This is a genomic window from Halorubrum salinarum (genome assembly GCF_013267195.1).
Classification (GTDB): domain Archaea; phylum Halobacteriota; class Halobacteria; order Halobacteriales; family Haloferacaceae; genus Halorubrum; species Halorubrum salinarum.
This window is the reverse complement of record NZ_CP053941.1, coordinates 725554-741651: the sequence shown is the minus strand read 5'-3', so window position 1 is coordinate 741651 and position 16098 is coordinate 725554. Positions and strand designations below refer to the sequence as shown.

Below are 16098 nucleotides of genomic sequence, written 5' to 3'. Positions count from 1 at the left end.
CGTCCGACTGTGATAGTATGTACAGATGGCGAAGAGTACCCGTCACGCGAAATACGAACTCTACTATCACATAGTGTTCGTGCCGAAATACCAGCGTTCGCACCTGACGGGGAAGACGAAGGAACGTCTCGAAACCATCTTCACGGAAATCTGTGAGGACAAGGGCCTCGAACTGGCCGAGTCCGAGGTCATGCCCGACCACGTACACCTGTTCATCGGGAGTCCACCCAAGAACGCCCCGTCACTCATCGTCAACTGGATTAAGGGGATCTCTGCCCGCAAGTACAACCAGAGATACGACGACCGCGTGAAGTGGACTCGTTCGTACTACGTCGGAACAGCGGGAAGCGCCTCAAAGGGCGCTGTCGAACAGTACATCGCTGAACAGGAGGGTGGCGACAAATGAAGCGCGTCAACACCTTCGAAGTGGTTCCACAAACCGAGAACGACGAAGAGTGCCTTCGACGGCTACTCGATGCGTCCGCCTCTCTGTGGAACGAATTGACCTATGAACGTCGTCAGAACTACTTCGGTGACGGCGACGTGTGGGACACGTCCGAGTACCGTGGACAGTACAACGGTGTCGTCGGAAGCGCGACCGTTCAACAGGTCACGCGCAAGAACAGCGAAGCGTGGCGGTCGTTTTTCGCCCTCAAAGAGAACGGTGAGGACGCCAACCCACCGTCGTACTGGGGCAATGAAGAGGACGGACGGGAACTCCGTACCTACATCCGAAACGACCAGTACACGATTGAGTGGGGGAAGCGTAGCCGTCTCGAAATCCCTGTTGGTCAAGAACTGAAAGACGAGTACGGACTCGGCTACCACGAACGGCTCCGCCTCGAAGTCCGAGGCAACCCGAGGTGGGACGGCGAACAGGGCCGTCTGGAACTCGAATACGACGAGGTGAGCGACACGTTCAGGGCTTTTCAACCAGTCACTGTACCTGATTCTCGACTGGATTCACCACTGGCTTCTCACGAAGCCGCCCTTGACGTTGGTGCGAACAATCTCGTCGCCTGTTCCACCACCACTGGGAACCAGTACCTCTACGACGGTCGTGAGTTGTTCGGGCGGTTCCGCGAGACAACAGACGAAATCGCCCGCTTACAGTCGAAGCTCCATGAGGATCGCTCCTCCTCGAAGCGGATTCGACGGCTGTACCGACAGCGGACGAAACGCCGTGACCACGCACAGAACGCGTTGGTGCGCGATCTCGTTGAACGGCTGTACGACGAGGGCGTGGCGATGGTGTACGTGGGCGATTTGACTGACGTGCTGGACACGCACTGGTCGGTCAGGGTGAATGAGAAGACGCACAACTTCTGGGCGTTCAAGAAGTTCATCCACCGCCTCGCCTGCGTCTGTGAGGAGTACGGCATTAGTGTTGAAGCCGAGTCGGAAGCGTGGACGAGTCAGACGTGTCCTGAGTGTGGCGACCACGAGGAGACGGTTCGCCACGGAGATACGTTGATGTGTTCGTGTGGCTTCGAGGGACACGCCGACCTCACAGCGTCAGAGACGTTCCTTCGAGAAAACAGCGATACGGAAGTCAGGCCGATGGCACGGCCCGTGCGATTCGAGTGGGACGACCACGACTGGTCGGGGCAACCACACCCTCACGAAAGTCCCAAAGAAGCGCGCACAAACCCGCAAGTTGCCTCCGTGGGTCGATAGCCGAATCCCCAACGGAGGAATCCTCGCGCTTTAGCGCGGGGAGGATGTCAAATTGTGTGAATGCGTGCCAATAGATTAACGTGTACCAGTCAATACAATCTGAGTAAACCAAGTGATTGCTAGGAAAGAACTATACCGAGTTACCTCTATCAATAGTTTATGTCAGAGAATCTAGACGGCCCGCGTTGTTCCTGTGGGCGGCGGATTCCACGAGGACTCTCAGCGGCAGCGCAGTGCGATCGGTGTCGAAGACAGCAGGACAAACGCCAGTAGTGGGATCACGCGTACTCTCTTCTGCGACCCGCAGTCTCTCCGGTGCCTCCTCGCGTCATAGCCTACTGTAGAGCTGAAAGTCTGACTTAGTGCGGCTTCTGTTTTTTTCAGTATGCCTGAACGGCGACGGCACGACGACTGAGGACTGTTCTTTCAATATCACAACTCTTTCAACGAACCGTTGAGCTAAACCATGTATGGATGGCCAACGTGTCCTCGTCACGGGTGGTGCCGGGTTCATCGGCTCGAATCTCGCGAACCACCTGGCAGAACACAACGACGTGATCGCTGTCGACGACTGCTACCTCGGAACGCCCGACAACCTCAGCGACGACGTCGAGTTCGTCAACGCCTCGGTCATCGACGACGATCTCCCGACTGACGTTGACGTTGTGTTCCATCTTGCTGCTCTCTCATCCTACAAAATGCATGAGGAGGATCCCGCACAGGGCGCTCGAGTCAACGTTGAGGGATTTGTGAACACGGTCGAGCAAGCACGTCAGGGCGGCTGTGATACTGTTGTGTACGCAACGACCTCCTCAATCTATGGGGATCGCACCGAACCCTCACCCGAAACCATGGCCGTCGAAGCCCGCACCGGGTATGAAGCCTCCAAACTCGCTCGCGAACGCTACGCAGAGTATTTCCACAACTTCCATGAGATGACCCTCGCTGGGATGCGCTTTTTTTCCGTCTATCAGGGCTTTGGTGGCGCTGAAAAGCACAAAGGTGAGTTCGCGAACACGGTCGCACAGTTCACCGATAAGATTGCGAACGGAGAGCGCCCGGAGCTGTTTGGTGATGGCACCCAGACACGCGATTTCACACATGTCGACGACGTTGTCCGCGCGTGCGAACTTGCTGCCGACCACGAACTCCAAGGGATTTACAACGTGGGCACTGAAGAGAGCTACTCGTTCAACGAGATGGTCGAGCTGATTAATGCGGAGCTTGGGACCAACGTCGACCCTAAGTACATTGAGAATCCGCTGGATGAGTACGTCCACGATACGATGGCAGACTACTCAAAACTTCATGCGGCCACTGGCTGGGAGCCAACAATTACGTTCGAAGAGGGTGTGTCGCGGGTCTGTGAACCGTACCAGTAGCCACCTCTGAGGGTCGGTTAGCTCTCTCGATCAGCGAGGCTTATTCATGTCACCTCACATCTTCCGCCTGTGCTCCCACTAGGCCACCTTGCTTTCGCGTATCTCTGGTACGCACTGTACGCGGCCAACAGCACTCATCGGCTCCCGGCTCGGCTTGCGCTGCTCCCGCTTGCGTTCGGCAGCCAATTTCCAGATCTCATTGACAAACCACTCGCGTACATTGGGGTGCTCACGTATGGTCGCTCACTCGCTCACTCGCTGTTCACGTTCGCTTTGTGTACGTTGATCGTTTGGTGGCTCGCCACCTGGCTTCGTGGGCGTTGGGGTGTCGAGACGCGCACTGAACGACTTCGAATCGTCACCCCCGCAGCGTTCGCCATCGGCTATGCGAGTCACCTCCTTGGCGACACCTACCGGTTCTTACTCTCCGGTGATCTGCGGGCCGCACGGTTTTTGCTGTATCCGCTGTTTCCCGTCCCGGAGTCTCCGGGTGACGATATTGCGCCGTGGATTCGACTCTTCGAAATTTACCAAGAAATGAGCACACATCCCCAGATTACCCTCATCGTTGTTGCTACCGTTGTGTTTGTGTGGCTTCGCGTGCGCCAGTATCTGGCTTCCTCTCAGAATTAATACGCTGAGAACCACCTGCTGTTTGAATTCGTTTTATGCGCAAACGTTCAGCAATCTCTCGTCGATGCGTTTCTAGTCACCGAGCACGTAGCTTTCCGAGACGATTTTTGTATATATCGAACTTATGTAACCATGATTCGGTGGTGCTGAATTCACTAATATGTGGTATGGAAACCGATCTGTGTGTTCCGCTGAACGTAGCAAGCTAAAAAATGTCGCCACAAAAGAGATTTATATGAGCTAATACTTCCATGCCACTATGGGACAGACACCCAGCGACAGACTGGAGACAGTCGCGGATGTCGCTGCTGCGATCGAGGCTGCCGGAAACGAGATCACTGATTTGCGTGTCACTGTCGACGACGACGGCGGCCATGGCACAGCGCAGGTCTCGGTGCCGATTATCGAAGAAGGTGTAGACACTGCGTGTGAGTTCGATCTCGCCGCCGCAACGCTCACTGATAGTACACTTCAGATCGAGCTTGACGTCGGCACAGAGACGCTGGAGACGACACACGACGAGACAACCCCACCAGCGGCTGCGACAACTGAGACACCTGACGGGGACGGCGCTGACTCCCCCGCCGGCGCCGATCAGTCGGCAGCGGGTGGTGAGACCTCATCGGCTGCCTCCGACTCATCACGCCCTGACAATACAGGTGCCTCCGCGGGATCGACAGATGATGAGCCCGCCCCCGCCGAGCACGATTCAACACAGTCGGAGGCTGAAGGCGCTGCCGACTCAGCACACAGCGAAGCCGCCGCTGACAGCGATGCGTCTGTAGATGACGATTGTCCAGCGTATCGCGATCCCGACAAGCTCACTGCGGTGTACGATCCGGAGGCGACGTTCCCCGAAATGACCGATGCGCTCGGAGTGGACGTGACACCGCAAACGGTCCGGAAATATATGATTGAACATGGTATCCATGAGCCAACCTCACGGACCAGCGATACGCTCACCGAGACGCACGTGGACGGCGAAGAAGTGACGAGTGCCGAGATCCAATCTGAGCATGACGCGAAGACTCCAGACCCCGAAACTAGTGAGTCGCAGCCGACATCAGCAGAGACCGCTCCAGCCAACGAGGAACACTCACAGCCATCAGGCGGCGATACCCAGGGGGACGACACTAGTGCCCCCGAGACTTCTACAGCCGGAAAGGCTGATACGGCCACTGAGTTAGTTGAATCGGAGGAGAGTGGCGCCACAGCGTCTGCCCACGCAGATGACGACAAGACAGTGACGACAGAGGCACAAACCAGAGGCAGCAAGACCGCCGACACGGCTGCTGATCCATCGGATGAGGCCGCCCGTGCCACTCCCACAACCACGTCGACAGCGACCGACGGTGGAACACAACCGACACTTTCTGCGGTTGAATCACTTGAACTGCCTGGTGAGGTGTCCGTGGCCGAGCTCGTCTCAGTCCTCACCGACTCACGAACCGTGTATGAGGTTCGGCGGGAACTCGGCGTTGATGACACCCAGACTCGCACAATCCTGCGACAGTACAACCTGATAGATCTCGTGACCGGCCGGATTACACAGGGGTCAGAGCCCCCAGATAGGCAGGAGGTGCTCTCGCGGCTGATCGAAGCGAGTGACCAGGCGGCGTGACCATCACCACCAGTCTTGGGCACGGCGTGGGTACCACGACCAGTAATTTTACGAGATCTCTGTTGTTCTAGTCACCCATCCTATCATCATGGGGGTAGTGTGCCATGAATACCGAGCGATGTGTCTGTAGTACACGTTGATGACGGCCCTATGATTGTGGATCTGGCGGTGACGTATCTTGAACAACAGGATGACCAAATTACAGTGACAATAGCGACGACGGTTTCAGATGCGTTAGACCACACCTCAGCACCCACAGATTGGCGTGGTCTCTAACTATGAACTGCCGGTGATGGACGGTATTGACGTGCTCAATACGGTGCGTGCGAGGTTTCCAGACCTGCTAATTATTTTGTTCACTAGAAACAGAAACGAACGGGTTGCGTGTGGGATAATCACCTGTTGGAAGTCCCCGCTGGATACTGACCAATCCAGCTAGTCGTCACTAACGGACGCACCGTCTGATGCCGAATCGAATCCTGCCGTGGCTGAAGGCAGTATCCCAATTACCGTTTGCGCAGTCTCAACAGAGACTGAGTCAGGAGCAAACGTCGCTTGCTCGTACGCGGTGGTGAGCTGATACACTTCTGTGGCCTCAGCGTGATCCTCCTGGTACTGCTCATACAACTCCCAATGTGTCTGCGGGGCGTCTGTAACAACCTCTGCTGCGTGAGCTCTGAACGCGGCGTACGCAAGCTGGACAGCCGCATCTGGATCACCCGCATCAAGCGCCATCTGTGCACGGTCGATGAGAGAGGTCTCAGCCCGCACCCTGCTGTCATCACGTGTCGCGGCGACTGCGGGCTCCCCGGTTTGTGTCTCTGCTGGTGTCGGAGATGCCAACTGTGTCGTCGCTGTCCCCCCCAGTCGGCTGCGGAGCTGTGTCCAAACTGCTCCGTCTCGCCAGCGACTCACGAGCAGGCTACCTCCACCCAGTAGGATGAGTATTCCGCCAACAAGTGCCGGGCGACGAACCGGACTCGTCGACGCAATTGGCAGTGTCTGCTCTGCTGTACTGCCTTCGAGACTACTTCCGGTGGGAGCAAACTGAACGGTGAGTGTTTGGCCTTCCGCAGCAATAGTAGCCCGATCGATGGTGGTTTGATACTGTCCAGTCGCGTCTGTCTCAACAGTTTCAACGGGTGTGTCCCCGAGGTGGAGTTGTAGGGACCGATCCGCCAGCGGTTCGCCGGCGTCGGTTGTAAGTCTCCCTGTAACCGACACGTTCTGCGTCTCCTGCTCGTCAGTGACCGTCTCAACTGAGAGTGAGGTCGGTGTCGAGACGACGGTTAGTGGAACGGTTGTGTTCGACGGTCCCAGAATCAGGTCCTCGGTAGCAAGCGCAACCCGAAGTGTTGTCTCACCAGCAGGGATCCGCTCGGGAAGCACTGCTTGAACGACAAAGCCGCCATTAGTTGTGGTCTCAGTTCTCGCCAGTTGCTCACCAGCAACCTGTACTGTGATCGGCAGTCCTGCGGTTGACCGAACGTCCACACCAGTGATATTGATATATCCGGAGACATCCACTGAATCTCTAAACCGCGCTGTCGTGGTTGCGTTTGTCACCGTAATCGAAGTCGCTGATTGTCCACGAACTGCGATGGGTGTAGTCGCCGTGCTTGACAGATACGGTGCTGCCGGCTCCGGCGTATATGTCGCCGTGAGCGTGGACGCATCCGATGCCACGACGAGTGGCTGATACGTCGTTGTATACGTGCCATTTGCGTCGGTGTCGGTGGTAACTGTATCCTCACCAATTCCAACCTGGATCGTGGCGTTTGCGATTGCCGTCCCGTTGGCTGCCGTCAGTCGCCCACGCACCGTTGTTGGCTCTGCCGCTGACAGGTTCGAGCGCGCCGGCCGGACAGTGAGATTCGTTTCGGTAAATTCACGGGTCGCCACGGCGGCAGCCGCTTGTGTGAGCCGCCGTTGGCTCGTGTTGAGTGCGTCCTGTGCGGGGTCAAAGTTTAGATTGGTCTGTGTTTCGAGTTGGTCGTACTGCTGGACAAGGGTCGTCGTACTCTGGTTTAGTTCGCTCGCATTTTGAACCAGATCCCGCGCGAGTGCGCGTGCTTCTTCCTGGTTCCCGTTCTCAACAGCCTGCTGATAAGCGGTAGCCGTCTGGTTGAGTTGCTGGGCCGACGCAATGATCTCACGCTGCTGCTCGCGCGTGAGATTGAACTGTTCTGCTGTCTCCTCGAGGTCGGTACCGGCGGCGACAGTGGCATACTGCTCTAATATGACATCATACTCGTCGCCGATGAGGGTACGCCCCTCCTCGTACTCCTCATTACTAGTGGCAATAGCACTCGCGTTGAGTCGGGCTGCAAGCTGCCGAGCCAGGTACGTCCCAACTTGCTGGCTGTCGCCGCTCTCAGACACTTCGGTTGGGTTCTGATGTGACGGCGTAGTGTTCGTGTCTGTCGAATTGAGTGGCTCGGGAGCAGGTGTTGTCGCACTCGCGGTGACCGCAAGTCCACTCACGAGAATGATCGTGGCCAGGATGAGTGCGAACCGACGCATACGAGCCGACACAGTTGCCCTCTAATGGCGACCATATTAAAAAGCGCGACGACGAACGCTCACAGCGTAACCGTTCGGCTGCTGGTCAGATCTCGGTTGTTATCACACAAACGTAATGGCAATTGGCACGGCATCCATTACGAGGATGCCAAACAGCCCTTGTCGTTTGATCGGCCATGTTGGGGCATCTCGGAGCGATTCCCACGCTGGAGCGGACACGTCTAGGTCAGCGAAGTCTTGTCGTGGCTGTTGGTCGTCCCCCTTTGTCTCTCGTTGGAGCTCTTCGATCCGCTTCTGGCGTCCGTCTTCCATTTTTTGATGAAGACGCCAAAACGAGTGATACAGCCAGAACAACGCTAACGCGGCATACGCGGCAATCGGGCCGATATACAACACTACCCACGTGAGGCCCAGCAGCGTTGGCTCGATCCCATCCGCGGGAATATTAAGCACCCCTTCAGCGTAAAACCGATACGCAACGTAGCCTCCAGCGATCACCAATATCACGTTGACACGAGTTGCAAACCGACCGAAATCACGAAAGCCACCATGATCGTCGGGATGGAATGGCTGATATGTGAGGATATCTCGCTGGAGAAGGTCCGTAAATTTGTACACCAACAGAAACACGTCATATAGCATCGCGATCACAAACAGTGTTACAATGGCATAGACCACATACGCAATCTCACCCCATCCGGCCCACGGGCTCACAATAACTGGCAACAGTAGTGGGCCCAACGCAACAACGAGCGCAAACGCCACTGATCGTGATATCGCTATCGGCCCAACAGTGAGCGTATCACCTAATACGGTCGTAAGTTCGGCATAAAACTCGTCATACGCGGGCTGTGAGACAATACTGCTGTCTTTCAGTTGAGTAAATAGATTCTCAGTTTTGAGCGCCAATCCATCATAGACGAGGTGTCCGGCAACCAAGACAAACAAAAAGTAGCCGGCTTGAACAGTTAGCGCAGGGTCAGCACCGCTTCCATCCACTGTCACTGCCCTGTAGACCGCGTAGGCTGTTCCAGCTACCAGTGGAAGCGCTGTTGCGAAAAATACCACCCCCCGATACATCCCAGAACCACGTATCCCGGATGTCACCAGCCGGTAGACGAGATACGCCCACACCAACCCAACTCCAATCGCACCCACGAGAACCGCACCGCTGCGGGGTGTGAGCTGTGGGAACATAAGCTGAACCTCTCCGGTTCCAACACTTCGGGCCAAATTAATACCAAAATACAGTACCATTGAGACTCCCAAGAATGTTGGTAGGTGCCGAAGCAGCTGTCGTGTACTGCCTGTGGTAAACTGTACTGCTGGTCGATCGTGGTTTCCTGACGTCGTGGATTCGCTTCCCGGATCGAACGGCCAGACGGCACACGAGCGGTAGAAGGGGCCACTGTCGTCGGTCCATCGTTCCCACTGTGACTGTTGTGCCAACTCCGTATCCTCGTCAGTCATAGTTCAGTTAGACTACAGCTTTGAGTTTCAACTTTATGGCCACTCCCATGAGCGGCACCCACCACGAGAGTCGAGAAGCCAAGTTTCAATTTGCCCCGCACTGAGAGAGAGGTAATGGAGGTCACTGAGCAGTGGTGGACGCTTGCGAGCGCCGGCCTGCTGCTAGTCGGCCTCGGAGTCCTCGCAGACCAACTTGTGTTTCTTGCTGCCGCAGCGGGCCTTGGTGCGTGGCTACTTGGGGCAGCGATCACCGCTAGCCAATCGTTTGCTGCTCAGCAACGCCAGCTCACGATCGAGTACACACTTGCCACCACCGAGATCTTTGTCGACACAGCGGCTGAGCTCACGCTTCGTGTATCCCGTCCCCCAGAGACGGCACAGGAACCAATCGTTATCGACGCTGAACTCCCACCCGGCATCTCGGCTGAGACTGAATCACCGTCTGTCGCGCTTCAGGCTGGAGAGACAACCCAGACAACAACCTGTACGATTTCATCATCAGTTGTTGGTCGGTTTGAGTTTCCACCAGCAACCATCTCGATCGGGGACCGCTACCAGTTATACAAGGTGGCGCTCCCGTACACGGAGACCCCCACGCTCACCGCTCAACCCCACACGCCAGAGCTCCATGTCGGCCAAGGCGGAACCGGCGTCCAAAGCGCGTATGGTCAACACCGCTCAGATCGTCCCGGGCCGGGCGTGACAACCCGGGAGCTGCGTGAGTATGTGCCGGGCGACGACGTCCAACAGATTGACTGGAACGCGACGGCTCGCCTTGGAGAAACGTATGTCCGTGAAACGGAGGGAGAAACCGATCGGCGGACGCTTCTCATTGTCGACCATCGCAATCGAATGGCTGCTGGAACCGATGGCGGGACGATGCTCGAATACGCGCGTGAAGTGGCTGGTGGGATCGCACAGACGGCCGCAGAACACGGTGACCCACTTGGGTTCCGTGCGGTTGGTTCACAAGGGATTACAACACAGATCACAGCGGGGACAACGCCACAGACGTACTCCCGGATTGAGTCAGCACTGTATTCTCTCCAGCTAACCGCCGAGACGAGTACAGAGGGAACCCGGTCGGCACCCCAAGCACGCCGGCTTGCCACCCGGCTTGACGGCGATACGAGCCGCTTTGGGACCGTCCTCGGCGCATACGTCGGGGATCAAACACAGTACGTCCAGCGCTTCAGGGCTGACCCGCTTGTGAGTACTGTTCGTCAAGTACACGCAAACGGCGGGGGTGAAGGACTCATTGTGATCGTCACCAGCGATAAGGATCCGGTAAAACTCCAAGAGGCAGTCAAAACAGCTATCCACGGTGACAGTCGGATTTTGGTATTTATTACACCGCACTGTCTGTTCGAGCCGCCAGCACTCTCCGATCTGGACGCGCTGTATGAGCGGTATCGCGAGTTCGAAGAGGTCCGGCGTGACCTCGAGCGGCATCCTCGGGTCAGTGCGTTTGAGGTGGCACCCTCCTCACGTATCCAGCAGGTCCTTGCGCACCGACAAGCAGCAGCAATCACCACACAATGACAGAGCACACACCGGAGCTACCCAATCCAGACGACCCTGCCTCCTTTGATCTGCGGGCCCGTGGCTGGGGCAGCGTACTTGGGCTCAGCCTCGTTGCGGTCGCGCTAGTGAGCGCATCAGCGTCGCTACCTATTGTCTCACTGGCGGTCCTCGGCGCTGCGGGGGTCGTGCGATCCGCACCGTTCGCGTTCGTGCTCGGGCAAGTCGCGCTTGTCCCTGTCCTGAGTAGTATCTCGCCGCTCGCGGGCGTCGCCCAGCTTGGCCTTCTCGCCGTCCTGACAGAGCCTGCCCGGTCGCCGTCTGATACAGTTACGTTGGTCGTAACTGGCAGTAGCTGGGCTGCCCTTCTAGCACTTGTGGTGGGTATACATGACCAAGGGGTGTTCGTTACAGGCGGGCTAATCACCCTCGCTGTCGGGGCTGGCATATACGTCACGTATCGAGTCACGCTCGTCCGTCTCAATCTTGTTACTCCCGCCGAGCCAGCAGACGAGTCAAACCTGAAAACACAAGGATGATTGATACAGACATGAATCGGAGGACACCGTGATGGCTCACTCTGGCGGCACCGAGTCTGAACACTCACCGGTATCTGATGAGTCGGCGTCCACAGCCGACACGTCAGAACCACTCCAGACCCGCGTGGCGGTGCTTGAAGCTAAAAACAGACAGCTCCGCGAGGAGTATGCTCGCGCCCGCCAGACCACGTACCGCCGAACCGCAGTGAGTCTCTTACTTGTTGGGTTAGTTGCTATTGCTGGCGGTGTTGTGTTTACTGACGCTCGCACCGTCCTGTTCGCACTTGGTGGCACAGGCGTCTTTGCCGGCGTGCTTACGTACTTCATCACCCCCGAGCGCTTCATCTCAGCGCAGATTGGTGGGCAAATTTTTGAGGCGGTTCGTGCCGACCGTGAAGCAACGATTGATGAGTTAGGGCTGCGGGGGGAGCCAGTGTACATCCCGGGAGAGGCGGTCCGGCTGTTTGTCCCGCGAGACGCAGATGCGCCGCTCCCCGGATTAGCGACCGATCTCGATTTGTTTGTCGTGCCTGAAGACCCCACGACAGGTGGCGTTGCGTTTCATCCGACGGGGGTGCCCCTGTTCGAGGAGTTTTCAGATACAATCGATCAGTCGCTTGGCCCCCGCCCACAGTCGGCTGCGCCAGTTATTGCTGATGCGTTGGTTGAGGTGTTTGAACTCGCTGATAGCGCTGAGTCGGCAGTCGATACCGACACCCAGCGCATCACGTTTGAGATCAGTGGTGCCGGGTTAGGTGACCCGACAGCTGTTGATCACCCCATTTCCTCATTTCTTGCCGTCAGTCTCGTTGAAGCTCTCGCTGAACCTGTTGAGGTTACGGTCACGGCGGATGATCCGCTTACGGTGACCTGTCGATATGGTCGCGACGAAGACACAACTTAACTAGCGGGTGCCACTGGCACCTATTTTCGTCAGCTGAGATCGCGTCTCATTCGCTAGCGACTGCCTGCTCGTCTGTCTCAGCAAACGTCGTGTCGGCGCTTGGCGGCGTCACATCGGCAAGTATCTCGTCAATAATCGCAGACACAGATTCGTCAGCGAGTTCAGCATCAGTTGTGCGGATCACACGGTGCTTGAGCACAGGTGCGGCGAGTGATTTGATATCGTCTGGAATCACGTACTCACGCCCCTGAATCGCAGCCCGAGCCTTGCCAGCGCTCAAGAAGGCGAGCGTTGCCCGCGGGGATCCGCCGTGTTGTAACATCGGTGACGCCCGTGTGGCCGCCACGAGATCCAGAATGTACTCTTTGACCGGCTCAGCAATGTAGACCTCACTGACAGCATCGCTCGCGTGCTGGAGTGTCTCCGGTTCGATGACCTGTTCAACCGCTGACGGACCAAGACCGGGCGCCGTATCAAACCGATCGAGTACTTTGCGCTCTCCAGCCCGGTCAGGAATCTCAACCGTGTATTTCAGCTGGAAGCGGTCACGTTGGGCCTCTGGAAGTTCGAAGACCCCCTCCATCTCAATTGGGTTCTGCGTCGCAATCACCATGAACGGCGCCGGCAGATCGAGGGTGTCGCCGTCGATGGTGACCGTTGACTCCTCCATCGCTTCAAGCAGCGCACTCTGTGTCTTTGGCGTGGCCCGGTTGATCTCGTCGGCTACAACCAGATTTGCAAAGACGGGCCCCTTTTTGAGCTGGAATTCGCCAGTCGCCTGCTGGTAGACGTTCGTTCCGACGACGTCAGCGGGCACCATATCGGGCGTCATCTGAATCCGGCTATACGAGAGTCCAGATGCCCGTGCGAAGGCGTTAGCAATCGTTGTCTTTGCGACGCCTGGAACACCCTCCAAGAGAAGATGGCCATCAGTAAGTAGCGCAATTGTCAGGCCTTCAAGCACCTCCTCATTGCCGACGATAACATCACCAACTGCCTCACGGAGCGTTTCGTACAGCGCCTCGGGGCTACTCATCGTGTTCGTCTCGTGACCGCTCAGATAAAACAGCTGTCATCACCTGTTGAAGCTGCGGCTCATCGAGATCAGGGTACTTCTCATTCAGCTCTGATCGGAGCGCGTCTGCGTCAAGGTCAACCGATTGTCCGCTCTTGGAGCGGTCCCAGACCCACCGCGGTAGGAGTGACAGCACACGCACTGGTAGCAGCGTCTCCACAGCGCTGCCGACTGTACCTCCACGGACACGGCGCCATATCAGCAGCCACACACCGAGTGTCCCGAGGCCCCCACCAACTTGGAGAAGCGGTGATGTCCGAAGTAGTACCAGCGCGCGCGCAAGCGGCGGTTGCGCGCCTGCGTGTGAATAATCAAGAATCGCTCGTTCGTGGGTGTCGATGAGTTGTGTCGCAAAGACATGGTTATCGGGCTGTGTCAACATCGAATTGATGAAGATACTGGGGTCGCTGATAGTAATGACCTGGCCTCCTTCGATTGACTCGGATGCGACAACAGGATACGCACCGAGTTCATCGCCAGCCGAGAGGCTCCCTGTCCCATTCCGATCCAGATAGGCAAGCTCAGAACTTGTCACAACCGGAGTGGCATTCCCCGGCTCAACCGCAGTAGCTCCATTGAGCGTGAGTTGTGAGACATTCTGGGTGTACGGCGCTGCTGTCACATTCGGTGCGAGCGGGAGTGACGGCCCACGGTAATACTCTCGTTCATCCCGGAGTTGGAGTCGGCTGAAGCGTGCGTCTGCGCCGATCGACGCAAGGAGTGGGTTGCTGTGTGGGCCGAAGTCATCAGCAATGACAACGGTTCCACCTCGCTCAACGAAATTTCGGATACGTTGTGATTCAGTGGCTGAATACGGCTCTGTGGGCGCCAGAATGATCGCAACGGTGTTTGTCGCATTCGCTGTTTCGTATGGTGTTGTCTCGAAGACGATCCGGCTGTCTGGGCGCTCCTCAATGAGCGTCCGGAACTCACTTGTCCCGTCCCACTGGGAGTTGTACGCCCCAAACGAGGCCGTCGAGGTGCTCGCGGCAAAAATAAGCACACCTGCGAGGAGTCCGATGAGGACATACAATACGAGTCGTGGCAGTGGTGGCGTTCGCATTTAGAAGGTCCCCTCTGGGAGAATTTCGATAATGCGGCGGATGACAATATAGCTGAACCCCGCAAGGCCCGCGAGGATCACTGGAAGGAGTCGTCGCCGCCACTGCGGTGTGACATTGAACGGGGCAGTAAGCTCAACGACCACGAGTAGGCCAATGAGGGACACAACAAAAAATAACTCTAGTTCTAAGGCGTTGAGGGCGGCCAATAGAAGAATTACACTCACCATCCACGCAACGAGTGCGTACACAAACCGCCGCCGTTTTTCGAGTGCCATTGATTCAGTACGATCCGGATATGTGTAGTGTTCGGTTAATTCTCTTCGTATCTCTGATTTTAGTTGGCTCGTCTGAATCGGCGAAGCCCACCACCACATACAACAGTCAATAACAGCACTTGGACGGCGTACAGTGGCGTACTCTCATCAGTCTCTCCTGATGACACGGATCCATCGTTCGGTGTGATAGTTTCGTCACTGCCATTTCCAGTTGCGTCCGAGGAGCTACCAGACCCAGAATCGTTTGCTCCCGTGTCTGTCCCGTTTGTGTTGGTTGAGTCTCCATCTGTGCTGTCGGAGTCGTCTGTGCCGTTGGAGCTATCAGTACTGTTGGAGTCGTCTGTGCCGTTGGAGCTATCAGTACTGTTGGAGTCGTCTGTGCCGTTGGAGCCGTCAGTACTGTTGGAGTCGTCTGTGCCGTTGGAGCCGTCAGTACTGTTGGAGTCGTCTGTGCCGTCCTCACCACCTGTCGACCCACCGGGACTGCCACTGTCTCCACTATCGTCACCTGATGACCCCGTATCTGTACTGTCGCCGTCAGACTCCTGTGTCGAAGACACGGTCAGCGAGTGTGCGTTACTCAATCCGATGAGTGACGGGCGTCCATCCACCGTCTCTCCACCACGAACACGTACTTGGACCTGATACTCACCCTCATCAAGTGAGGGAAGCGTGCCCTCGTATTCGTTTGTCGTAGTGTTCTCGAGGGTGGTTGAGAGCTCCTCATCGTCATTCCAGACAGTCAGGTTAACCCTCTCAACTGTCGTTGCTTCCAGTGTGGTAAGCGATACGGCTACGGGGACGGTCTCAGATGGTGCCACATCGGCATTTGATGGGGTGGAACTGTTGATCTGTATCGAGGACACATCGTGTGAGGCGATGACGACCGGTAACACCGACTTAACAAGTTGTTCGTTCGGATCCCAGATACTGACCGCATAGCTGCCTGGGGACTCCGGACCAGCATCAAACTCATATGAGGTTTCAGCCTCATCGGTCGTGGTATCATCGATAATTTGTTGGTCTGAATTAACCAACTGGATAACGTACGTTTGATTATCTGGGTCTGGAACGGTAGCTGTACCCGTGAGTGCCGCATCGGGCTCAACCACCGCGGTCTGTCGAACTGTGAGTTCACCGTCGGTGAGTTGATTTGAAATTGTTTGTGGGGGGGTAGCGACTGTTGACTCAGACTCTAATGAGAACTCAGCGGGTGACTGACCAGCAACACCAAGCGTTCCGACCGCGAGAACCATACATAAAAAAACAGCGAGGAGGGCATACCGGATTTCCATGTGTTAACTGGATAGGTAGAACAGTATCAGTTTTGTGATCACATCGGGGTCGAGGTGAAAGCCGATTCTTTGGGAGCGAGAAAGAGTGAAACTCTTGAAAAATGAGCGTTGCTTGTGAG

At 56.6% G+C, this 16098-nt stretch carries 14 protein-coding genes; 8 read left to right on the top strand and 6 right to left on the bottom strand.

The genetic code is table 11. From position 1 onward, the window contains the following. Window positions 1-25 precede the first annotated feature (25 nt). From tnpA to HPS36_RS03805, 5 genes are all read left to right on the top strand, one after another. Window positions 26-406 carry an IS200/IS605 family transposase gene (gene tnpA / locus HPS36_RS03825; protein WP_137717610.1) on the top strand — a complete coding sequence of 127 codons (381 nt, stop codon included), beginning with the start codon at window positions 26-28 and terminating at the stop codon, window positions 404-406. Continuing rightward, the gene (locus HPS36_RS03820) at window positions 403-1677 is read left to right on the top strand and encodes an RNA-guided endonuclease InsQ/TnpB family protein (RefSeq protein ID WP_173228570.1); all 1275 of its coding nucleotides are present in this window, start codon (window positions 403-405) and stop codon (window positions 1675-1677) included. The genes tnpA and HPS36_RS03820 overlap by 4 nt, the downstream gene beginning before the upstream one ends. 470 nt (window positions 1678-2147) lie before the next feature. Then, window positions 2148-3059, top strand: a complete 912-nt coding sequence (locus HPS36_RS03815; protein ID WP_173228569.1) for an NAD-dependent epimerase/dehydratase family protein — start codon at window positions 2148-2150, stop codon at window positions 3057-3059. Window positions 3060-3128: 69 nt separating this feature from the next. Continuing rightward, window positions 3129-3692 carry a metal-dependent hydrolase gene (locus HPS36_RS03810; protein ID WP_173228568.1) on the top strand — a complete coding sequence of 188 codons (564 nt, stop codon included), beginning with the start codon at window positions 3129-3131 and terminating at the stop codon, window positions 3690-3692. 259 nt (window positions 3693-3951) lie between these two features. Then, window positions 3952-5313, top strand: coding sequence for a hypothetical protein (locus HPS36_RS03805; protein ID WP_173228567.1), 1362 nt, complete (start codon window positions 3952-3954; stop codon window positions 5311-5313). A 435-nt stretch (window positions 5314-5748) separates the two neighbouring features. On the opposite strand, the gene HPS36_RS03800 is transcribed toward HPS36_RS03805, so the two are convergent. Both HPS36_RS03800 and HPS36_RS03795 read right to left on the bottom strand, forming a co-directional pair. Then, a complete protein-coding gene (locus HPS36_RS03800; protein WP_173228566.1) occupies window positions 5749-7695 on the bottom strand; it encodes a peptidase associated/transthyretin-like domain-containing protein in 1947 nt (648 codons plus the stop codon). Between the two features lie 243 nt (window positions 7696-7938). Further along, entirely contained in the window at window positions 7939-9306 is a 1368-nt protein-coding gene (locus HPS36_RS03795; protein ID WP_173228565.1) for a hypothetical protein, read from the bottom strand. A 114-nt stretch (window positions 9307-9420) separates the two neighbouring features. Here HPS36_RS03795 and HPS36_RS03790 point away from each other — a divergent pair, with 114 nt between their 5' ends. From HPS36_RS03790 to HPS36_RS03780, 3 genes are read left to right on the top strand one after another with little or no spacing between them, the layout of a single operon-like run. Continuing rightward, window positions 9421-10848: a DUF58 domain-containing protein gene (locus HPS36_RS03790; protein WP_173228564.1), complete on the top strand. Its 1428-nt coding sequence runs from the start codon at window positions 9421-9423 to the stop codon at window positions 10846-10848. Continuing rightward, window positions 10845-11366, top strand: coding sequence for a hypothetical protein (locus HPS36_RS03785; RefSeq protein ID WP_173228563.1), 522 nt, complete (start codon window positions 10845-10847; stop codon window positions 11364-11366). The genes HPS36_RS03790 and HPS36_RS03785 overlap by 4 nt, the downstream gene beginning before the upstream one ends. A gap of 31 nt (window positions 11367-11397) precedes the next feature. Next, window positions 11398-12270: a hypothetical protein gene (locus tag HPS36_RS03780; RefSeq protein WP_235681734.1), complete on the top strand. Its 873-nt coding sequence runs from the start codon at window positions 11398-11400 to the stop codon at window positions 12268-12270. Between the two features lie 46 nt (window positions 12271-12316). Here the strand turns inward: HPS36_RS03780 and HPS36_RS03775 are convergent, their stop codons facing one another. From HPS36_RS03775 to HPS36_RS03760, 4 genes are read right to left on the bottom strand one after another with little or no spacing between them, the layout of a single operon-like run. Continuing rightward, window positions 12317-13306, bottom strand: a complete 990-nt coding sequence (locus tag HPS36_RS03775; protein ID WP_173228562.1) for an AAA family ATPase — start codon at window positions 13304-13306, stop codon at window positions 12317-12319. After that, complete coding sequence (locus tag HPS36_RS03770) at window positions 13299-14378, bottom strand: DUF4350 domain-containing protein (protein WP_235681733.1); 1080 nt, start codon at window positions 14376-14378, stop codon at window positions 13299-13301. Before HPS36_RS03770 ends, HPS36_RS03775 begins: the two co-directional genes overlap by 8 nt. A gap of 30 nt (window positions 14379-14408) precedes the next feature. Beyond that, window positions 14409-14684, bottom strand: coding sequence for a hypothetical protein (locus HPS36_RS03765; RefSeq protein ID WP_173228560.1), 276 nt, complete (start codon window positions 14682-14684; stop codon window positions 14409-14411). 59 nt (window positions 14685-14743) lie between these two features. Further along, on the bottom strand, window positions 14744-15940 hold the full coding sequence (locus tag HPS36_RS03760) for a hypothetical protein (protein WP_173228559.1): 1197 nt from the start codon (window positions 15938-15940) through the stop codon (window positions 14744-14746). Between the last annotated feature and the right edge of the window lie 158 nt (window positions 15941-16098).